Source organism: Vibrio sp. 10N.286.48.B8, assembly GCF_003050085.1.
Classification (GTDB): domain Bacteria; phylum Pseudomonadota; class Gammaproteobacteria; order Enterobacterales; family Vibrionaceae; genus Vibrio; species Vibrio crassostreae.
Window position 1 is genome coordinate 26,227 of record NZ_PIGD01000017.1, and the last position, 21,398, is coordinate 47,624.

General features: G+C 44.8%; 19 protein-coding genes. 10 read left to right on the top strand and 9 right to left on the bottom strand.

Going from position 1 to position 21,398, the window contains the following annotated elements:
* Window positions 1-8 precede the first annotated feature (8 nt).
* The 4 genes from CWO08_RS17785 to CWO08_RS17800 all read right to left on the bottom strand — a co-directional run bounded on the left by CWO08_RS17785 (window position 9) and on the right by CWO08_RS17800 (window position 3,121).
* Entirely contained in the window at window positions 9-1,040 is a 1,032-nt protein-coding gene (locus CWO08_RS17785; protein ID WP_108020862.1) for an NADP-dependent oxidoreductase, read from the bottom strand.
* A gap of 141 nt (window positions 1,041-1,181) precedes the next feature.
* Entirely contained in the window at window positions 1,182-1,772 is a 591-nt protein-coding gene (locus CWO08_RS17790) for a TetR/AcrR family transcriptional regulator (protein ID WP_108020863.1), read from the bottom strand.
* Window positions 1,773-1,944: 172 nt separating this feature from the next.
* On the bottom strand, window positions 1,945-2,418 hold the full coding sequence (locus CWO08_RS17795; protein WP_050634254.1) for an FKBP-type peptidyl-prolyl cis-trans isomerase: 474 nt from the start codon (window positions 2,416-2,418) through the stop codon (window positions 1,945-1,947).
* 76 nt (window positions 2,419-2,494) lie between these two features.
* Window positions 2,495-3,121: a thioredoxin domain-containing protein gene (locus CWO08_RS17800; protein ID WP_019821972.1), complete on the bottom strand. Its 627-nt coding sequence runs from the start codon at window positions 3,119-3,121 to the stop codon at window positions 2,495-2,497.
* A gap of 269 nt (window positions 3,122-3,390) precedes the next feature.
* On the opposite strand from CWO08_RS17800, the gene CWO08_RS17810 reads away from it, so the two are divergent.
* Window positions 3,391-4,026 (top strand): OmpA family protein, encoded by a 636-nt coding sequence (locus tag CWO08_RS17810; RefSeq protein WP_108020864.1) that lies wholly within the window; start codon window positions 3,391-3,393, stop codon window positions 4,024-4,026.
* Window positions 4,027-4,135: 109 nt separating this feature from the next.
* Here CWO08_RS17810 and CWO08_RS17815 read toward each other — a convergent pair whose 3' ends face one another.
* Together CWO08_RS17815 and norR are read right to left on the bottom strand one after the other, a co-directional pair.
* Complete coding sequence (locus CWO08_RS17815; RefSeq protein ID WP_017062638.1) at window positions 4,136-4,495, bottom strand: glutaredoxin; 360 nt, start codon at window positions 4,493-4,495, stop codon at window positions 4,136-4,138.
* An 89-nt stretch (window positions 4,496-4,584) separates the two neighbouring features.
* The gene (gene norR, locus CWO08_RS17820) at window positions 4,585-6,177 is read right to left on the bottom strand and encodes a nitric oxide reductase transcriptional regulator NorR (RefSeq protein ID WP_048660055.1); all 1,593 of its coding nucleotides are present in this window, start codon (window positions 6,175-6,177) and stop codon (window positions 4,585-4,587) included.
* Window positions 6,178-6,545: 368 nt separating this feature from the next.
* On the opposite strand from norR, the gene hmpA reads away from it, so the two are divergent.
* Entirely contained in the window at window positions 6,546-7,742 is a 1,197-nt protein-coding gene (gene hmpA, locus CWO08_RS17825; protein ID WP_108020865.1) for an NO-inducible flavohemoprotein, read from the top strand.
* Between the two features lie 137 nt (window positions 7,743-7,879).
* On the opposite strand, the gene CWO08_RS17830 is transcribed toward hmpA, so the two are convergent.
* Complete coding sequence (locus CWO08_RS17830; RefSeq protein WP_170960777.1) at window positions 7,880-8,860, bottom strand: TDT family transporter; 981 nt, start codon at window positions 8,858-8,860, stop codon at window positions 7,880-7,882.
* Between the two features lie 206 nt (window positions 8,861-9,066).
* Window positions 9,067-10,473 (bottom strand): H(+)/Cl(-) exchange transporter ClcA, encoded by a 1,407-nt coding sequence (clcA, locus tag CWO08_RS17835; protein ID WP_108020866.1) that lies wholly within the window; start codon window positions 10,471-10,473, stop codon window positions 9,067-9,069.
* Window positions 10,474-11,083: 610 nt separating this feature from the next.
* Here clcA and CWO08_RS17840 point away from each other — a divergent pair.
* From CWO08_RS17840 to CWO08_RS17850, 3 genes are all read left to right on the top strand, one after another.
* A complete protein-coding gene (locus tag CWO08_RS17840; RefSeq protein ID WP_048660059.1) occupies window positions 11,084-12,067 on the top strand; it encodes a GTP-binding protein in 984 nt (327 codons plus the stop codon).
* Window positions 12,068-12,249: 182 nt separating this feature from the next.
* The gene (locus tag CWO08_RS17845; protein ID WP_019821956.1) at window positions 12,250-13,536 is read left to right on the top strand and encodes a DEAD/DEAH box helicase; all 1,287 of its coding nucleotides are present in this window, start codon (window positions 12,250-12,252) and stop codon (window positions 13,534-13,536) included.
* A 136-nt stretch (window positions 13,537-13,672) separates the two neighbouring features.
* Window positions 13,673-14,293 (top strand): LysE family translocator, encoded by a 621-nt coding sequence (locus CWO08_RS17850; RefSeq protein ID WP_108020867.1) that lies wholly within the window; start codon window positions 13,673-13,675, stop codon window positions 14,291-14,293.
* Window positions 14,294-14,516: 223 nt separating this feature from the next.
* Here the strand turns inward: CWO08_RS17850 and CWO08_RS17855 are convergent, their stop codons facing one another.
* Window positions 14,517-16,544, bottom strand: a complete 2,028-nt coding sequence (locus tag CWO08_RS17855) for a PhoX family phosphatase (protein ID WP_108020868.1) — start codon at window positions 16,542-16,544, stop codon at window positions 14,517-14,519.
* A gap of 520 nt (window positions 16,545-17,064) precedes the next feature.
* Here CWO08_RS17855 and CWO08_RS17865 point away from each other — a divergent pair.
* The 5 genes from CWO08_RS17865 to CWO08_RS17885 all read left to right on the top strand — a co-directional run bounded on the left by CWO08_RS17865 (window position 17,065) and on the right by CWO08_RS17885 (window position 21,395).
* Window positions 17,065-17,406, top strand: a complete 342-nt coding sequence (locus tag CWO08_RS17865; RefSeq protein WP_057623238.1) for a YggL family protein — start codon at window positions 17,065-17,067, stop codon at window positions 17,404-17,406.
* A gap of 383 nt (window positions 17,407-17,789) precedes the next feature.
* Window positions 17,790-18,473 carry a spondin domain-containing protein gene (locus tag CWO08_RS17870; protein WP_102478544.1) on the top strand — a complete coding sequence of 228 codons (684 nt, stop codon included), beginning with the start codon at window positions 17,790-17,792 and terminating at the stop codon, window positions 18,471-18,473.
* 9 nt (window positions 18,474-18,482) lie between these two features.
* On the top strand, window positions 18,483-19,163 hold the full coding sequence (locus tag CWO08_RS17875) for a spondin domain-containing protein (RefSeq protein ID WP_102478545.1): 681 nt from the start codon (window positions 18,483-18,485) through the stop codon (window positions 19,161-19,163).
* Window positions 19,164-19,244: 81 nt separating this feature from the next.
* The gene (locus tag CWO08_RS17880) at window positions 19,245-19,976 is read left to right on the top strand and encodes a response regulator transcription factor (protein WP_102431712.1); all 732 of its coding nucleotides are present in this window, start codon (window positions 19,245-19,247) and stop codon (window positions 19,974-19,976) included.
* Between the two features lie 45 nt (window positions 19,977-20,021).
* Window positions 20,022-21,395, top strand: a complete 1,374-nt coding sequence (locus CWO08_RS17885) for a HAMP domain-containing sensor histidine kinase (RefSeq protein ID WP_108020869.1) — start codon at window positions 20,022-20,024, stop codon at window positions 21,393-21,395.
* Window positions 21,396-21,398: the final 3 nt, after the last annotated feature.

The window sequence follows — 21,398 nt, forward strand, 5'->3', positions numbered from 1 at the left end:
TATTGAATTTATTTAGCTTCGTTCGTTTTGATAACAAGCTTACCGAAGTTCTGACCTTCCAATAGGCCCATGAATGCTTGTGGCGCATTCTCTAGACCTTCAACCAGGTGCTCACGATAGTGCATCTTGCCTTGAGATAGCCATTTTGTCATTTGAACAGCAAATTCGTTGTAACGGTGCGCGTAGTCATCAAAGATGATGAAACCTTGCATCTTAATTCTTTTAACAAGCAGCATACCCATCAGGCTAGACATACGATCTGGGCCTTCAGGCAGTGATGTCGCATTGTATTGAGAGATAAGGCCACACACAGGAATACGAGCACCTGTATTAAGCAAAGGCATTACTGCATCGAATACCTTGCCGCCAACGTTTTCAAAGTAAACGTCGATGCCGTTGTCACATGCTTTAGCCAATTGCTCCGCGAAATCGTCAGCTTTGTGGTTGATACATTCGTCAAAACCAAGAACCTCTTTCGCGTATTGGCACTTCTCTTGACCGCCTGCAACGCCGATAACACGACAGCCTTTTAGTTTGCCGATTTGTCCAACGGTTGCGCCTACAGCACCTGTTGCTGCTGCAACGACTAACGTGTCGCCTTCTTTAGGTTGGCCGATATCAAGCAAGCCCATGTAAGCAGTAAAACCAGGCATACCCATGATGCCAAGCGCGTAAGAAGGGTGCGTCGGTTCTTTGCCTAGTTTGATTAGGCCTTCACCGCTAGACACACCAAGATCTTGCCAACCTGTGTAAGCGAGAACCCATTCGCCAGTTTCGTAATCAGCGTGGTTTGACTCTTCAACCTGACATACGGTTGCGCCTACCATCACTTCATCAATCGCAACGGGGTCTGCGTAGGATTTAGCATCGCTCATACGACCACGCATGTATGGGTCTAGAGAAAGGTAAACTGAGCGAAGTAACATCTCGCCGTCTTTGATACTTGGCGCGGCTGCTGACTCTAAACGGAAGTTGTCTTGAGTTGGTGCGCCAACTGGGCGAGAAGCCAATACGATGCGGCGATTGTCTTGTTGAGTCATTGGATATCCTTAATTTATGTTATACATTTAGAATTAGACCAGTCGTCTAGTCTTATTGTCTAAAAATCCCGCCATCATCAAACTGATAAGAGGGCGGGTGATTTGTTTTAAGTTAAAGCAAATAAAACGCGTTGCGCGTTATTAGCTTCCACCTTTTAAAATGCGTTCGGTAAGGCTCAAAGCCGACTGTAAGCTATGGGAGCTCTGGCTCAGCTTGCTTAATAAGCTTGCACCTAACCACATGGAGTATAGGTTCTGAGCTGCTTCTTGGTTCTCTTCAACCTTTATAGAGCCATCTTCAATACCGCCGACAATGCACTGTTCGATGGTATTCGTTACTTTCTCAGCACCCTTTAATAGCGCTTGGCGCATAGGATCAGAGAGATCAGAAACTTCCGCACTGAGTTTAACGACCAAGCATTTATGAGCATTACAGGTGCCGTTTTCGGTCTTCGCCCATAGCGAGAAATAGCTCAAGATTCGCTGATAATGATTACCTTCACCGTGTACTAAAATTGCTTCAATCTTAGTGATGTAGTTTTCAAAATAGTGCTGAATCAACGCCTCGCCAAATTGCTCTTTAGATTTAAAGTAGTGGTAAAACGACCCTTTCGGCACGTCCGCTTCTTTAAGCAATTGCGATAGGCCAACGCCGTTAAAGCCGTTGTTTACTATTAGTTGATAGCCAACATCTAAAACATGCAGGCGTGTGTCATTCGTTTTTTCGTTCATGGGCGGTACTATAGGTTAAATTAGACCAGTCGTCTAGTGGTTGGTTTTCGAGATTATATTTGGTCGTTGTTAAGGTCGCTAAATAGCTCAATATCTAAAGAGGCTTCAAATGTTCAGATATAAAAAAGCCCCAACATAGCGCGTATGTTGGGGCTTAAATCAGTTACTTCGATTATTTGATAGAGATAAGTTCTACATCAAAAATCAGAGTCGATGATGGTGGGATAGGGCCTGAACCGCCTTTACCGTAAGCTAGAGTGCTTGGAATGAATAGACGAACTTTTTGGCCTTCAACCATGTAAGTCAAACCTTCTTGCCAGCCTTTAATTACTTGCTTAAGAGCAAATGAGATTGGCTCGCCGCGCTCAACCGAGCTATCGAAAACCGTGCCGTCAATCAAAGTGCCGTGGTAGTGAACTGTTACTTTGCTGTTCTTTGTTGGGTGCTCTGTACCTGTGCCTTCTTCAAGTACAAGGTACTGTAGGCCGCTTTCAGTCGTTACAACACCTTCTTTGGCGCCGTTCTCGATAAGGAACTGTTGACCTTGTTCGAAGTTCTCTGCACCAGACTTATGATTCGTCCAAGTACGGTAAATCATGAAACCCGCCAAAAGAAAGACAATGACCGGGATGACAAATTTAGACATAGTAAAACCTATTTATATTGAGTGCTGAATTTCGTAGCTAATACAAAATGTGTTAATCAGTTGACTAAAGCCGTGGTTATGGTTGAGTCAAAAGGTAGTTGATCGTTTTTGCAATGCCAGCAACGTCTTGGTGACCTGCTGTTAGTACTTGGTATTTACCGTTGATGATAAAGGTTGGTACTGAGTTGATCTGACCTTTTACTGAGATCTCTTCTGCTTTTTTAACGTAGTCGAAAAGAGCGACTTGCTGTTCTTTGTTCAGCTGGTATGGGCTAACCAAACCACGAGAAGTAAACGCTGTCTCTAGTGCTTGTTGACGCTGCTCAGGCGTTGCATCTGCACCCATTTGAACGGCACCAAATAGGTCGTCCATGAATGCGTGGTCAGGCGTCGCATCAAGCTGCATCACTGCTGTGTAGTAGATCATTGCGCTGATTTGAGCGCTTTCGTTGAACGTCACATGCATCTTGCCAATAGTTTGGTCTGTTAGAGATTCAATCTCTGGAATTGCACTTTCCATTTGACGGCAGTGACCACAGTTAAGAGAGAAGATTTCAGTGATCGGAGACAAGTTAAATTCTGTTAGAGCAGTTGGAAGCGCTTCGTATTGAACGCCTTTTTGTGGCTCGTCTGTTTCACTACAACCCGCGATGATAAGTACGGCAGCGAGTGCTATGATGAATTTAGTAAATGGTTTAAACATAATGTTTGCTCTAGCGTTGAGAAGTCGTGAGATTCTAACTATTTAGTACGAATTGGAAAACAATTATAAGGTAAATAAATGCAAACAGTTCGAACTAGCGAGTTAAGACAGTCTAGTTGACTGTTAACTGTGATCAATAGCACTTTTTTTGATGCAGGCTCTTTTGTCGAAAGTTTTCGTCTAAAGTTTTTCCCTCGGTGCCGATATAGACATTAGTGAATGGTTTATCTGCATGAGTGGTTGGTGAAGTAATGAGATATTTAGCAATAATGTTAAGCATAGCTTTGGCAGGGTGTGAAACGACATTACCAACGGGTATGTTGGGTGATGATATGCTAGAAACTGCGCCGCAAACCGATTACGACTTGATGCATCCTGAATGGGGCGTGGTTCAGACTACACATGTAGCAAGCAATCGTGGCTATTCAATGCAGAGTAACTCTCGTCAGCAAACAACCATTACCAGCAACTATGGTCGAGGCGTATCAACCAATGATCCGCTAGAAGTTTTCCTCAGACAAAACCGTATCGATTTTGAAGTTTTACCGGGCAATCATGTAATGGTAAAGCTTGAGCAGCACGTGAACTTTAAAACAGGTTCTGCATTCCCTGAGCCTGTTTATAATCAATGGCTAGATACGCTAGGCAGCTATCTTGCTCAACGCCAAGATATTGATGTGGTCATAGAAGGGCATACTGATAATACGGGCACAGATCGAATCAACGATCCGCTTTCAGAGAAGCGCGCAAAAGAAGTGAAGGCTCGATTAGAGAGTAACTATGTGTCGAGTCGCTCCATTTATACTCGTGGCTTTGGCGAATATGTTCCAGCTTGTACCAACGCCTCTGCGCAAGGCAAGGCGTGTAACCGCCGTGTAGAATTGATGCTGATCGTAGCGAAGTAGTCGTTTGAACTTTCGCACCTCATTTGAAACGGCTTATGCCAAATAATAGACATAAAAAATCCCTCACATTTGAGGGGTTTTTTGTATCTAGATTTTGTCGCTTTATTGCTTATGCAAACTGCTTTTCTAAGTAAGTCACGATATCTGAAGATTCGTACATCCACTCAGTTTTGCCGTCTTTTTCGATACGTAGACAAGGCACTTTCACACGACCGCCGCCAGCTTCAAGCTCTGCACGGTGTTGCTCGTTGTTTTTTGCATCACGAAGTTCAAATTGAACCGACTGACGTTTCATCGCGCGGCGCACTTTCACACAAAATGGGCACGCTTCGAATTGGTATAACGTGTGCGTTTTTGCTTGCTCGTTTACTTTGCTTTGCTCTTCTTGAGAACGCTTAACACCACGTGGGCTGAAAACAAAATTCAATAACAAGATGACACGACCTAAGAACCAACGGATAAACTTCATAACTCTCTCTACATATTTAAAATTAGCGTTACAATTTGCAGCATTATATACACAAGTTTTGCCAGATGCTCGCAACAAACCGCTAATATCTATTTTGTCCGTTCGATCGTGTGAGACTTAGCCACATTTAGCCCTAAACGCTTAGACAGTCGAGTCAGGTTTGCTCGGTCTGTTTTCAAAATACGGCCTGCTTGTGCCCAGTTAAAATTGGCATCTTCCAATACCTCAGTAATGATACTGCGTTGAAAATCATCTGTTGCACCGCGCAGCCCTGCAGAAAGATCGATCGTTGGTGTCGATAACGGTGTGTTCTTCACCTGTGTCGTCGCAATTGGCTGGTCTTGGTCGAGTGGACCACAATCTTCCTTGGTAATTGTCACCAGGTTTTTATTCGTGCTACGCGCCAATGCTTTCAATGCTGAACGACTGATCACGTGCTCAAGTTCACGAACGTTACCTGGCCAACCATAACGATTTAGGAAAGAAAGAACGTCAGAGCGGAACTTAACTTGGTTGATACCAAGTTTACGACGTGCTTGTTCTAAGAAGAAACCCGCTAATAGGCTGATGTCGTCACCACGATCTTTTAGTGCAGGTACTGCGATAGGGTACACACTCAGTCGGTGATATAAATCGGCTCTGAATCGCCCGTCTTCAACTTCTTGCTTTAGATCTCGGTTAGTCGCTGCCAATACTCGCACATCAATGGTTTGAATGTTGTCTTGGCCAACAGGTTGAATTTCGTTGTTTTGTAGAGCACGTAGTAGTTTACTTTGCGCGGCCAAAGGCAATTCACCAATCTCATCTAAGAACAGTGTGCCACCATCGGCTAACGCAAACTTACCTAAGCGGTTTTTGTCTGCGCCAGTAAACGCGCCACGAACGTGACCAAATAGTTCACTCTCTACCAAGTTCTCAGGAATAGCAGCACAGTTGACGTAGACCAACGGGTTACGTTTACGTTGCGATTGATGGTGCAGGGTACGAGCAACAAGCTCTTTACCAACACCAGTGTCACCATGAATCAAGATATTAAATTCAGACGGTGCGACAACGGCAATGTCGTTCTTAAGCGCGACCATGGTGTCACTGTTACCAATTAACTCGCCGCCGTCACGTTCCCAGGCTTCTACGTTCAACTCTTCCAGTAATTGCTTTGACTGTTTTGCTTGATGCTCAAGTTGCGAGAAGGTCAGTGCCATCTGCATAGTTGACGCTGCAATAGCTGCCAGCACCTCAAGGTTGCGGGCAGGAATATTCGCAAATACATCTGGTTTTAGGCTGTCCAGGGTTAGCACCCCTAACAATTTGTCACCAAACAGCAGAGGCAAACCCATGCAGGCGTGCATTGGTAGATCGCCGTCATGATCGATCAGTAAGCCATCGAAAGGATCAGGTAGCGAGCTATCAGCATCAAAACGAACAGGAGAGCGTGATGCGCAAATCTCATCAAAACGAGGGTGTTCTGAAATGATAAAGCGACGACCGAATGTATCTCGGCTGAGCCCTTGCATTGCTATAGGTACTAGCGTGTCGCCTTGAAGGCTTAAAAGCGCGACACAATCACACGTTATGGTTTTGCGAATGGCATCGATCAGGCGATTGAAACGATCTTGATCGTTCACACCACTTGCGAGGCCAATGGTCATTTCCATGAGGGTAGATGCGGAGATATCTTGCATAAAAAACTCTAACTGTGTGTGTTTATCTACATAATAGAGTCTTATTGACTTAAAAAAAAGGTCTTTTTGACATTTTTATAAGATGTATTTTGAAAGGGAAACCAGTAATGACGGGGATTGATAAAGTTGGCACTGATTGTGCAAAAGAGACAGCGAAGCCCAATTATAGCGCTGATTAAACAGACTATTCTTGATCTCAATCAATCAGGTGGCATTAATCAGGTTTCGCGATTTTTTGAAATGAAAACGAGTCAAAATAACTCAGTTTCTAAAAATAACTCAGGTTTCAGAAAATCGATAAGTCATTCTTAATTTTTAGTAGTCAAAATGACATATAGGTCATAAGGCTCAGTGTTCGGAGTAAATTCATGCTTAACAATGCACATATCGAAATCATCAAATCTACTATCCCTCTACTTGAGAGCGCAGGCCCAGCTTTAACTCAGCACTTTTATCAACGTATGTTCACACATAACCCTGAGTTAAAAGATATCTTCAATATGACTCACCAAAGAACAGGTCGCCAAGGCGTAGCACTGTTTGAAGCTATCGCGGCTTATGCAAAGAACATTGAAAATCTAGCAGCGCTAACCACAGCAGTTGAACGCATTGCACAGAAACACACAAGCTTTAATATTCAACCAGAGCACTACCAAATTGTTGGTTTGCACCTGATTGAAACACTACGTGAATTAGCTGCTGACGCGTTTACTCCAGAAGTGGAAGAAGCATGGACAGCCGCTTACCTATTCTTAGCTCAAGTATTCATCGATCGTGAAGCTGAACTTTACCTACAGCGTAAGCAAGCTGTTGGTGGTTGGGAAGCAGCGCGTGCGTTTGTGATTGCAGACAAAGTCGAAGAGTCAGCGCTAGTAACAAGCTTCATCTTACAGCCAAAAGACGGCGGTGAAGTTCTGGATTACACACCAGGTCAATACATCGGTATTGAAGTGAAACCTGAAGGCTCTCAATACAGCGAGATTCGTCAATACTCACTGTCTGATAAGCCAAACGGCAAGCAATACCGTATTTCTGTCAAACGTGAGGGACAAGGTCAAGAGACACAAGGCGTTGTATCTAACCACCTACACGATATGGTTGCTGTTGGTGATGAAGTAAATCTTTACGCACCAGCGGGTGACTTCATGTATCAAGAGCGCAGCAAGCCAGTAACACTTATCTCTGCAGGTGTTGGTGTAACGCCGATGCAGTCTATGCTTGAGTTCCTAAATACGGAAGATAAAAACGAGCCAGTACTTTACCTTCACGCTTGTGAGAACGTAGGCCAACACTCTTTCACGACTCGTGTTAAAGACATTGTTGCCAACAAAGGTTGGGAAGCGAAAACGTGGTACATGAACAAAGACGAATCTGCATGTGAAAACACGCATCAAGGCCAAATGGATCTAGCGTCTATCTCAGACACTAAAGGCTTTGAAGAGAGTGACTTCTACATCTGTGGCCCGGTTGGTTTCATGAAGAACATCGTGGAACAACTAGACGCACTTAACGTTGAACGTTCACGCGTGCACTACGAAGTATTCGGCCCTCACGCTAACTTCTAATAGTTCTCGATAGTTCTATTAACACTCGCCTGAACTATTAACGACCTTGCCTATTCAAAAGGCCTCACATTGTGAGGCCTTTTTTGTTTGGAGGAGCGCTGAATCGAGAGGTCTCTAGAAAAGAGGGCTTGAGTTGATTAAGAACGCTTCGTCTTCTTAGACATGTAATCGGAATCAAAAAACTCGGGCCAGTACATTTTCACGTAACCACCTGCAACCCAAATCACTAGAATGGTCGCGATGGTTAGCTCAAAGAAACCAAACTTGTGTAGCCAATACCATTGTGGGTATTCCGCGCCGAAAAATGTGGTTAGACGATGCATGGCAATAGCGCTGATCACGGATGGGAAGGTGACGGCAGCAATTGAAGGTTGGAACTTCAGACGCATTAGGCGGATGTAACACAAGTAGATCAGCAGTGTCATTGTGATGGCAATGCCAGCCAAAGCGCCAGTCAGAATAGGATCTGGATTATCAAAGTTGACCAAGTAAGCGGCTAAAGACAAGTTTACTGGTGCGGCCATGATTGCCAGTGTTGGTCTTGCTCTGCGTGGCAGGTTTCCTTCGAACACCAAGCGGTACAATACCACTGGCAGCATAAGGAAATAGATACCGATACAAGTGGCCGCAAGTGTTTCTGAAAATACCGTATGGCCAAACTGTGTGCCCGCTAAAGAACTGCTGATCAAACCTACCGGATACAGAAACCAACTCGGTACAATGTTTGACATTTTGAAGTTGATGATCTGAAAACCAAAGAACAATACCATCATGGTAAAGTGCAGCAATAGCGCACAGAACCAAACTGGGTAGGCGATGACTGGCGATATCTCGGCTAAGTAGTCGCACAGAATCAGCAAAGCCATGCTCATTGGTGCCATTAAGCTACCCACTAATGGGTGGCGTATGTCATTAAGGAAGGTATTAAAGCTCGTTAGATAACGGAGTAAAACAGGCAGCAATAATAGCGCACCGAATGAAGCGAGGTAGGGACGAATGATCTCACCAATGCCCGGGATATATAGCGCCCAAGCTTGTCCTAGCCCAATAACGCCAAGTGCTAAAGACGCCTGAGATGGCGGCACATTTTTTACTTGGGTTAATCTTCTCCAGTTCAACGACTTGCTCCGACTTAGTTAATTACAGAATATTGGATTATTTGCTTTAGTTAGAGCCTGTAAGTATTTCATCAATAGATTTTGAGGGCACTCAACTAATTTTGAGTGGATGATACCAAGTTTAACGTTTGCTTTTTTGATTTTGATACGGAATCGGGAGATTAAGCACGTTGAATGTGTGCTTTTGTTTCATGAGTCTTTTGTAATTAACGCACTTCCTCTTGTTGAGGCAGGTCTTGTTGTCTTAACTTCTCGTTTTTCAGCGTGCGGTTCAGTAGTTGGCTGTAAATCGGCTGACCCCCTAACATCTGCGCAATGATTACGGCACCTAGACAGGTGATGATCAACGGTAGGATAAGGTAGTAGTTATTGGTCATCTCGATAACCAGTAATATACCCGTAATTGGTGCACGCACGGTTGCAGCAAATAAAGCGCCCATACCTGCAATCGCAAACATGCCCGGCTCGATATTCAGTTCAGGAAAGAATGCCGCGGCGATAAGCCCAAATGCGTAACCAAAGAGTGTGCCGAGTGCAAGCATCGGCGCAAAGATACCGCCCGGAGCACCAGAGCCAAAACAAAGCAAAGTGGTGACAACACGCCCTAGAAAGATCAGTAGCAATATGTTGGTGCTGTAGCTGCCATTAGTGATATTCGGGATGATACCAATACCACCGCCAGTCAATTCCGGGATATAAAGCAGCAACAAGCCAAAACAGCCACCAAGCAGGGTTCCGGTTATCAAGTAGCGTTTGCGGTCGTTCTTATGTATTGCCACAAACATATCTTGCGAAAGTGTTATTAGCTTATTGAAGATCACGCCAAATACGCCGAACAACACGCCAAGTAATAGGAACAACCACAGTGCACTCAGTTCAGGCGGTTGGTATTGAGGCATTGTGATAACGGCAGATTGGCCATTGATCGAACGAAATACAATGTTGGCTGAGATTGCAGAGATGATGACGGCTTTGATTGAAATGAGTGAGTAGCGAAATTGTGGTCGCATCTCTTCAACAACGAACATAATCCCAGCCAATGGAGCATTGAACGCAGCAGCCAAACCGCCAGCCGCACCAGAAGCGAGCAGTGAATGTCGAGTATCGTCATCTTTCACTCGGAATATGTCAGTCACCATACGTCCGATGCTTCCGCCCATTTGCACGGTAGGCCCTTCACGACCTAACACCATGCCAGAGCCTAACGCGCCCATACCACCAAAGAATTTCACAGGAAGTACTCGCCACCAACGAACAGGTCGCATCCCGTCCATCGCGCCTTCTATTTCAGGGATACCTGAGCCGGCAGCTTCTGGAGCGAAACGGTGAACGAGGAAATAGCCAATGAAAGCGAATGCAGCACTAATAAGGAAAGCCGCAAGCCAAAGTGGTAAATAGCTACCGATTTCATCTTTCAGCCAATCGGTACGAGTTTCTGTGATGAAATGAACCGCAACCTCGAAATAGGTGCCCACCACGCCAGCAAGGATACCGACAATGCAAGAAAGGAAAAGTACTGAAGCGGGTGTTTTGTCTCTAGAGAGAAATTGGTTGATAGCATCCCTTGGCATTTTTGCTAAAAGGGATTGCTTAATTCTCTCTCTATTGGTCATTTAAGTTTGGTTCCTGAGTTGATGCGGGGAGGGCCTTAGTAAATTATACGCCTCCTCTGCATATCCTATAGCAGCAAAGATGCAAAGTTGAATTTCATTTATGAAAGAAGTGTATTACATAAATGGAATGTATGGACAATATAGTGTAATCGCCGTCACAGTTTTGATCGATTCTCAGGTAGCAACTTGTATTACGCCAAAAATGAACCATAGTTAAATCGTAAAGCAACATAACGAACCGCAAGGAGAAGTGAGGTTTTACACACAATTTGGATGGATTCAGAAACAAAGTTTTTAGTTCCTCGTTAAATGTTCAGGTCGATATTTAAGGCTTCCTGATTCGCGAACTCACGATTGAGTAACGAGGGTGAGGCGTACTGACAAGTACGCCTTTAGTCCGTCTGGAGCATCCAAAATTCTGCTTTTCACTTCAATTATCTATTTATCTGCTCAAAGTCTTTACACTTCGTTAAGCACTGTATCTCTGTTAATCAGCTTAACCCTCTATTTAGTTAACCCATTCTTCTGCTCGCCAATCTGAGTATAAACAAGCGATTGGGGTCAACTTTTTGGTAATTGAGTATATACTCCCTTAAAAAGGAGAACTGATATGACTAAAAAAGTTCCTACAAACATCATTACGGGTTTCTTGGGTGTTGGTAAAACGACAGCCATTTTGAATCTGCTTAAAAACAAACCTGAGAATGAAAACTGGGCTGTTCTGGTTAATGAGTTCGGTGAGATCGGCATAGATGGCGCATTGATGACGGACCAAGGTGCTTTGATTAAAGAAGTGCCGGGCGGTTGCATGTGTTGTACAGCGGGTGTACCTATGTCTGTAGGTATTAATGCTTTACTTCGCCAAAAGCCAGACCGCTTGTTGATTGAGCCAACAGGCCTTGGTCACCCTAAACAAGTGATTGCGACGCTGACTTCTGAGCAATACACGCCATACGTTGATCTCAAAGCGACGCTTGGTTTGGTTGACCCACGAAATCTATCCAATGAAAAGTACACGTCGAATCAGAATTTCAATGATCAACTAGACAGTGCCGATGTGATTCTTGGTACTAAGGTTGACCTTGTTCATTCTGAAGACATCGATGTGTTTAATGATTGGGTGACGGATCAAACGCCGGCCAAAGTCTTCCATAAGCTAATTCATGATGGTGAAGTGCCATTGGAAGTGTTGGACATTGAAAGAGTGTATGGCAGTGCTTCATCTCATCTTGAAGCGCACCATCACGATCACGCTGACCAAGAACCTCAATTCCAACTTCCTCCCGGTGAAGCTTTCATCCGTAAAGAGAATAAAGGGCAGGGCTACTTTAGTTGTGGTTGGTTGTTTGGAGCAGAGCATAAGTTCGACTTCGATGCGCTATTCTCAATGTTGTCGGATCTAACGGCTGAGCGTGTAAAAGCCGTAGTGAACACCGACCAAGGTTGCTACGCATTTAATGTGGCGAATCAAGTTGTATCTGTGAACGAAATTACGCTTGATGGTTTTGAATCTCGATTGGAAGTGATCGACTCACAACTCATGCCGTGGGGCGATCTCGAGCAGATTCTACTCAAGCTGTGTGGCATCAAATAGCCTCATTTTTGCTGTTTGAACCAATGAACTCGGTGTTTACTTCGTTTAAGGCGGGGTAAACACCAGATTAAATGAGAAAGTTTGCGTTATATCACGATAAATGTGAGATAAATCACTCTAATTACTTTATAGTGCTCGGCTGAAATAAGAATGTAGGCTGTCTGCTTAAGGAACCCGTAACAATGTCATTTTCCTCTCAAGGTTTTGCTCCTGAATTAGTCAAAGCGTTGACTGAGTGTGGTTATGAAAAACTCACTCCAATTCAACAAAAAGCGATTCCAATGGCTCGTAAAGGCCATGATATTTTTGCTACTGCTCAAACCGGTACGGGTAAAACAGCGGCATTTTCATTGCCTGTTATCCAACACCTTTTGAACAGCGGTAAAAAGGCGTCTAGAGGAACGGCTCGCGGCCTTATTCTTGCTCCAACTCGTGAGCTTGCTGCGCAGATCGCTCAAAACATTAAAGACTACGTTAAATACACGGATCTAAGCGTTTCTGCGGTTTACGGTGGTAACAAGATGTCTTCACAAGTTCGTCAACTAGAACTGGGTGTCGATATTCTGGTTGCAACGCCTGGCCGTTTAGAAGAGCACTTAGAAGCGGGTAACGTGTCTATTGCTAACCTAGAATTCTTAGTATTTGATGAAGCTGACCGTATCCTTGATATGGGCTTTATCAATGCCGTTCGCAAGATCATGTTGGATGTTGAGACCTCTCCACAAATCATGATGTTCTCAGCGACGACTTCAACTCAGTTAAACCAATTGTCTGTTGATATTCTACGTAAACCAAAACGTATCAGTGTTGAGCGTGAAAACTCAACGGCTGCAACTGTTGGTCACGTGGTTTACCCAGTGGATCAAGAACGTAAAACTGAACTGCTTTCTGAGCTTATTGGCCGTAAAAACTGGCGCCAAGTGCTTGTGTTCGTGAACTACAAAGAAACAGCGAACGATGTCGTTAAAGAGCTTAAGCTAGACGGTATTAAAGCGGTACTTTGTCACGGTGATAAAGCGCAAAGCGCTCGTCGTCGTGCTTTAGACGATTTTAAAGAAGGCAGAGCGCGTGTAATGGTAGCAACAGACGTTGCGGCTCGTGGTCTTGATATCGAAGACTTACCACACGTAATTAACTACGATATGCCTTTCCTTGCGGAAGATTACGTTCACCGTATTGGTCGTACAGGTCGTGCTGGTAAACAAGGTCATGCAATCTCTTTCGTTAACCGTGAAGAAGAACTGACTGTTGTTCAAGTAGAAAAACTGATTCAACAGCGTATTCGCCGTGTCGAACAACCGGGTTATGAACCGAAGAAACGTGATGCTTACATCGAGAAGCTGAACACTAAGTCGGCTTACAAAAACCGCCAAGGTCGTAAGAACAACGCGAACGAAGAGCCTCAAGATCAAGCAAGCGCAGAACGCCGTTTGACTATGATGAAGCGAATTAAAAACCGTCGTAAGTAAAATTACGGTTGGTACTGAAAAAGAGCCACTGTATTGTGGCTCTTTTTCGTTGTGTCGCTAAATACAAGGTCGCTCCTTACAAAGACAACTCAACAAGCTGAACACTCAAATAAAAATAAGTCGATAAGGTAATAATATGGATAGCGCGCTACTTTGGGCTTTTATTCCCACGTTTTTCTTTGTATCAATCACGCCCGGCATGTGTATGACCTTGGCGTTAACACTGGGCATGAGCATCGGTTACAAGCGTACATTATGGATGATGGTCGGTGAGCTGGCTGGCGTCGCGGTAGTTTCAGTGGCCGCAGTACTAGGTATCGCGTCTATTATGCTGAATTACCCATGGCTATTTACAGGCTTCAAGTTTGTGGGTGCAGGGTACTTGTTCTACTTGGGTGTTCAGATGTGGCGTTCAAGAGGAAAACTAGCGATCAGTACTGATAATCAAACAACCAAAGTCAGCAATGATTGGGACTTGGTGGTTCAAGGCTTTGTTACTGCGATTGCAAACCCGAAAGGCTGGGCGTTTATGATTTCTCTGCTGCCTCCTTTTATCAACAGCAGTAAAGATTTAGCACCTCAGTTGATGATTCTGGTTTCTATTATCTTAGCTTCTGAATTTGTTTGCATGACTCTGTACGCGACAGGTGGAAAGAGCTTAAAACATATGCTGGGCAAAGCCGATAACGTTAAGTTAATGAACCGCATTGCGGGCACCTTGATGATGGGCGTAGGTGCGTGGTTGTTCGTGAGTTAACTGTGATTAACGGTATTGCGATTAACGAAAACGGGTAGAGAGATCCCCGACTCAGTCGTTCCTCCTTCTCGAGGATGACGATGAGCTCAAGGGCTAGGACTCTTGTTTCAACCGAAGATTGATAGAATAGAAAAAGAGCGATAGGGCAGTTAACCTTATCGCTCTTTTTGATTTTACATAGCTAGATGTTAGAAATATTTCCGATCTTAGCCAGATCTACCGATTAAACCGCTATTTCACCGCCGTCTTCACGACGAATCACAACGGTAGATGCTCGTGGGCGAACATTGCTTTGAGTTTGAGCTGTTGCATCTTCAGACGATGGCCAGTTTGCAGGGTGTTGGATGTTCACAAACAGTGATTTGAAGTCTGGGCTTATGGTAAAGCCAGTCACTTCACAACCGTTTGGACCCACAAAGAAGCGTTTAAGCTGTGCCTGGTTGTTTGCATCAATCACCGCGCTGTTGCCTTTGTCGTCCGTTAACTGAGATGGAACTACTGCCAGCATTTGGTCGTTGGTGTACCCAGTAACTTCGTCTGCACCGTTATCTGTCTGAATCCACAAAATGCCACGAGCATCAAACGCTAAGCCGTCAGGGCTCGCGAATTGGTTCATGTCTGTTAGTCCTGAGCGGTTGATAGATTTATCTTCCACTGCTGGAGAGCCGAATACAAAGATATCCCAATCGAATTCGCCAGCCGTTTTACCTTCATCCCAGCGGATAACATGACCAAACTTGTTGTTTACGCGAGGGTTCGCTGAATTGGCTTCTTTGCGCTTATTGTTGTTCGTTAGCGTTAAGTAAGCCGTACCTGTCATTGGGTCTACAGAGCACCATTCAGGACGATCCATTGGCGTTGCGCCTACAAGGTCGGCTGCGCCTGCGGTATTAACGATAAGTGCGGCTTGAGAGTCATATGAATCACCTAGCTGGCCGCCGTTTGTGGTTTTGCTGCTGAGTGTTAATGGTAACCATGTACCTGAACCGTCGTCGTTGAACTTAGCGACGTAAAGCGTGCCTTTGTCCATGTATTTGTCGCCCGCGCTTAGGCGGTTACTTGGCTCAGCGTCACGCGGGTCCCATTTTGCTTCAGAAACAAATTTGTAGAGGTATTCGAAACGAGAATCGTGGCCAGAGTAGAATACGATCGGTTCTCCTTCGGTCAACTTACCGAATGTACAGCCTTCGTGACGGAAACAACCCAGTGCAGAACGTTTTTTAGCGCGAGAGTTTGCTGTGTATGGGTCGATTTCAACAATGTAGCCGTGACCGTGTGCTTCATTACGGTAATCGTCCATTGGTGAATCAGCGGTTGGTGTTACATCAAAACGTGCGAACTCATCCAAGCGTTCTTGTTTGTCACCAGAAAGCGTGTCCCAACCGTAGCGAGTTTTGTCTGTAGCGATGCCGATACGCTCTTGAGCTGGTGTTGTTGTACCTTTATTGACGAAGTAACCTGGCCAGTTCTCTTCACAAGTTAGGTAAGTGCCCCAAGGTGTGTAGCCGTTGCCACAGTTATTCAATGTGCCACGAGCTTGGCTACCGTCTTGTGAAAATTTAGTTTTGGCAAACTCACTGTGAGCGACAGGTCCAGAAAGATCCATTACGGTTGCGCCTGTGTAGCGGCGGTTAAGTGGGTCGTTATCGACCATTACCCATTGATTACCCTCAAGCTTCACGCGAACAACACTCACGCCGTGTGCGTTGATCTCTTTGCGTACTTCATCAATGTTAGGACGAGCGCCTTCATTATATGTAGGACCATTAGCGTGCAGGGCTTTTTGGTCAATGTATTCGTGGTTGATCACCAACAAACCATCATTGCTGTTGCCGTCGAGTGGGAAGAAGTGCATGCCATCGTGGTGCATTCCCAGTGCGTTGGCTTGGTCTTGTGCGTTGTTTGTACCGTCTTTTAACCAAGCATTACCTTGCTTGTTAAGTGGCGTACCCCAAGGAACAAGCACTTGTGCTGTGTAACCTTTCGGTACGACAACACTGTCAGTCAATGAGCCTTTAACCGATTCAAACGCTAGAGTCGCGGTGCTTTTCTGCGCGCCTGTTGCTTGCATTGTTGCGGCGTTAGCTGTGCTGTGACCCGCTAAACCAAACGCGCCAAAAGCGGTCATTGCACTGATGCCTAAACCGCCTTTTAATACATTTCTTCTTGAAAGGTTTGCATCTAGAACTTCTTCGAAGGGTTTGTTTTTACTCTTGTTAAAACGAGTGCTATCAAATGTTTCCTTGCTCATCGCGACTGCTTCCTATTGGCTGACTTTATTATTCGTTATTTATGACTTACCCGCCTACTAGGGCGTGTTGACCTTTTGCGGTTAAATTTTGTTCGAGATAAAAGCGTTTTAATCGCGGCGAGGGGGAAGTAGCCTAGTCATTCTAAGCAAATCCTCCTCAACAAAGAGTAAAACGCTTTTAGCCGAACCCTTCGGGCAGCGTTTGCTGGTGATTTCTACTGCGTTATCGGCTTCTCATGTAGGCTAGCTACACATCGAAGCCTCTGCCTTGTATAAATACCCAGCAACTCGCTGCAAAAATCAGCTCAAAAGATCAACACGCCCTAATTAATTGGTTAATAACTTGGGTAAATGTGTGACCAATCGTGAAGCAGTTAAGTGACAGATTTTTATAGTTTTCATTAAGCTTTTGTTTCTGTAGCACGATTTTTGCCATAACACTTCTCATGCAAGACAAAACACTTGGGGATTGGGTTAGAACTGTGTATAAATGCTTAATCAAATGAAAAGAGAGACAGTTATGAAATTAGATAAAATCGAAAACAAAAATCGTCGCCTACGCAAAAAGCTATACCTAGGTGAATTCGCGATTCTGGGTTTTGAAGTAAGCTGCAAGACATCGATTACTGATTTTGATCAATACGATGTGTTCATTGACGAGTTCATCGATTTCATCGACAGCATCGGTCTGTGCTTTGGTGGCGGTGGTCTTGAGCTGTTTGAAGGTTTCTTATGCTCTATTGAGCGCTACCGTTCAGTGACAGAAGCAGAGCAACTGCAAGTTGCACAATGGCTTGAAGCGCGTGCTGAAGTAACGAAAGTTGAAGTAAGCGAGCTTATTGACGCAAACTACGCGTTCTAAATTGATGTTGTACTGTTAGCTTTGCTTAGAGGCCTATACGGCTTTTAGAACGAGCAACAATACACAAAAACAGAGGCCGAATCGGTATATCGATTCGGCCTTTTTGCGTTTTCTTCCTTTCATATTCTTTTTTTATGTTTCCCTTTTGTTTTGTGAGGCGACTAATTTCTCTCAAATATCAGCGCTCTATGGCTACTTATCTGGGCTGTAATAAGTTTGGATAAACTTGTGAGACTTTTATGAGAATTCAATGAAGTTGCTGATAGATTTGATCGCCATTCTTAGAGTCAACAACACCACAGTTCGTGGTTGACTAGATAACATGTATTTAAATGTTATCCATTCGTCGGTCTCGAAAGGACTCAATAAAGGATGGAATCAAAATGAATAAACGTACTCAAATCAGCTTAGTGATTGGCTCAGCGATGTTCGCTTTTGGGGCTGTTCAAGCTCAGGCAGCCCAGCTTGAGGTGACTGTCACCAATGCCACAAAAGGGATCTACTTTACGCCAATCTTGGCTGCGGCTCATGATTCAAGCTTGTTCATGTTTAGAACGGGGGAGGCAGCTTCTGCTGAGTTGGAATCCATGGCGGAAGGTGGCGATATTTCAGGTCTATCTAGTGTTATTGCTAACGCGGGCGGCGTGGTGGTTGAGAATCCAGCAGCCGGAATTCTCAATCCAGGCGTCGCAACTACGTTTGATATCGATACGGGTGATTTAGCTTACTTGTCACTCGGCGCGATGTTGTTGCCGACCAATGATGGCTTTGTTGGATTAGACAGTTGGAAGATCCCAACTCAAGCGGGCACCTACAAAGCCACACTCAATGGTTATGACGCAGGTACAGAAGCCAATGATGAGTTGGCAGGCAGTATGCCAAATCCTCCCTTTATTACCTTTGGTGCTGGTGGTACTGGTGTAGAGACTGCCGTGTCTAACACTAAGGTTCATATTCATCCGGGTAACATTGGTGATAGTGACGCGGCGGGCGGTATAAGTGACCTCGATAGCAGTAGTCATCGTTGGTTAAACCCTGTTGCAACTATCACCATTGTTGTGAAGTAAGGGGGATGTATGAAAGCTAGAATTCTATTTATCGCTGCCTCTGTTGCCGTGTTAGCCGGTTGTCCTGATGATGACGATTATTACTATCGCTATGATGTGAGTGTTACTAACCTCACGCCCAACCAACCTATGTCGCCACTTACAGTGCTGACGCACAACACCAGTTTTGATCTGTTTGAAATCGGGCAAAGTGCTTCCGTTGACCTTGAATACTTAGCTGAAGGCGGCAGCAATGCTGAACTTATCGCGCTTAGAGACAGCGACGCTAATGTCTATCAAGGCATCTCGGGCAATGGGCTAATTCTTTCGGGTGAGCAAGACACGGTGTCTATTCGTGTCGACCCAAATCAAGAGGAATATATCTCAGTTGCCTCTATGTTGGTGAACACCAATGATGCGTTTGTTGGTGAATCTGGTTTATCGCTGAAATCTTTGGCGGTGGGCGACACGTTCGTTATGAACATGAATGTGTGGGATTCAGGAACTGAGCTCAACGATGAGCTTGCTGCAACCATTCCGGGACCAGCAGGCGGTGGTGAGGGCTTTAATACCACACGAGACGACACCGATGTAGTGAGTTTTCATCCTGGTGTCATTAGCCAAGATGATGGTCTTGCGACCTCCGTATTAAGTGGCAACCATCGTTTCCTTAACCCCGGTGCGCGAATTACCATCACTCGCACTGAGTAACTAGTTGAACACACGATGAAAGAATTCCTGCTCTGTTCCGGTCAATTGAAAAGTGGGCAGACTCAGAATAGAGCAGGGATAATGAATAGTGCTGCGGTAAATTTGATGGCAAACATATTGCTGGTCGAAGACGACGATGATTTGGCCGAGCTGGTGCAGATGCACCTCAAGTTCCAAGGGCATGATGTTGTAAGAACCAATTCAATTGAAAAGGCTCAAGCGTTATATCAGGGAAGCCAGTTTGATTTGATCGTGCTTGATCGAGGCTTACCTGATGGCGACGGTCTTGATTTCTGTCGATTGCTACGTCAGCAAGAAGACTGGGCGCCTGTGTTGATGCTTACAGCTAGAGACACTGAGCTAGATAAGGTCTTAGGCTTAGAAGCAGGGGTCGATGACTACATTACCAAGCCTTTCAGCGTTCTTGAGTTTCAAGCTCGAGTAAGGAATATACTGCGTCGCTTAAGTCACTCTGAAGCAATAGTGAAAGATCCGCAGTCAACCGAATCCGTAATGAGTTTTGGCAGGCTTACCATTCAACCTGAGCGTCATCAGGTTTCATTAAATAATCAAGATGTCCCACTTACCGCAACCGAGTTTACGTTACTTCACTTTTTAGCTACCCGACCGGGGCGCGTCTATAGCAAAGACGAGCTGCTCAATCACGTTTGGAATACCGATCATTCTGGGTATCACCACACGGTGTGTAGCACCGTTAACCGTTTGAGAACTAAGTTGGCCGTGCCGAATAGCGACGATGACTTCATCAAAACCGTGTGGGGTGTGGGCTATAAGTTCGAATCGAAAGTTTAGGGTTATGTGTCGCATCTTAAGCTTAAGAGGCATCGAGGAGAGAGCATGAGTTTCAAATCGCGTTTAGTGCTGTTTACCAGTTTGTGGTTTCTGCTCGTGAGTGTGGTTATCGCCTATACCTATCATTGGCAAAAAGAGACTATAGAACAAAGAACTAAGCAGAGCTTACATAAAGATCTCGCGCAGCACATGCGTGATGATAATCCTCTGATGATTGGCACGGACTACAACCCGAAAGCACTCAAATCCATATTTCATACCTTGATGTTGATTGGTCCCGATTTCGACATCTACTTTCTCGACAGTCAGGGCAATATCACGACACACGCCGCACCAGAGGGCACTGTGTTGGCAAACCAGATAGACTTAGCACCCATTAAACAATTCTTAAATGACGAGCCTTATCCGATTCTGGGTGAAGACCCGATCAACCCTGAATCTCGTAAGGTATTCTCTGTTGCTGCGATTGAAGAGTTGGGTTCTACGGTGGGGTATCTGTATGTGTTGATTGGCAGTAACCGCCATACCGTCATTGCCAATTCACAAGTCGATACGCCTTATATGGCGCTAGCCGGGCTTATGCTGATCTCTATCTTAGGCTTTGCGATTGGCGCTTACCTGCTCGTAAAACGTAGCCTGTTGAACCCTATTGAAGAGGTTACCAATAAGCTACAACAGCAAGCAGAGCAAGATTTCCGCCTCGACCCCAACTTCATACATCAAGTACCGGAGTTGGTGCCGATCGCACGCTCTTATCAGTTGATGGCGAAACACATTCAGCAGCAATTCTTACAGCTTGAGTATCAGTCTTCACATCGTAGACAAAGTTTATTGCAACTGAGCCATGATTTGAAAACACCGTTATCAAGTGTGTTGGGTTACTTAGAAACATGGAAGATCCAAAACCCTCAATCGGATTCACTGATTGATGTCGCGTATCGCAATGGTAATAAACTGTCTGAACAATTGCATTCACTGCTCGACAGTGCCAAACATGACAATCCTGTCCCTACCTATCGATACGCATCGATAGATTTGAATGGGTTGCTTAGCGAGTGCTTAGAAACGATTCAGAGTCAGTACCGCCATAAAGATGTCGAACTTAAGGTTGATATACCTGATGGAGTAAAAGCAGCTGGTGACAATGACTTGCTTGAAAGGTTGATTTTGAACTTACTAGACAATGCGTTGAGGCATAGCCCAACTGGAACAGTAGTTTCACTGAGTGTTGATTTAGAACCGGATTCGAAGCGGGTGAAGGTGGTGATTCAAAATGAGGTGGAGCAGGAAGCACCGAATGGTTCATTGGGAATAGGAACCAAGATCGCGCAGTCTATACTGATGTTGCATCACAGTGTGCTAGAAACAACAAAGGCAGAGAACTCATTTCAGCAAAGCTTTTACTTGCCTTCGGTATAGTTC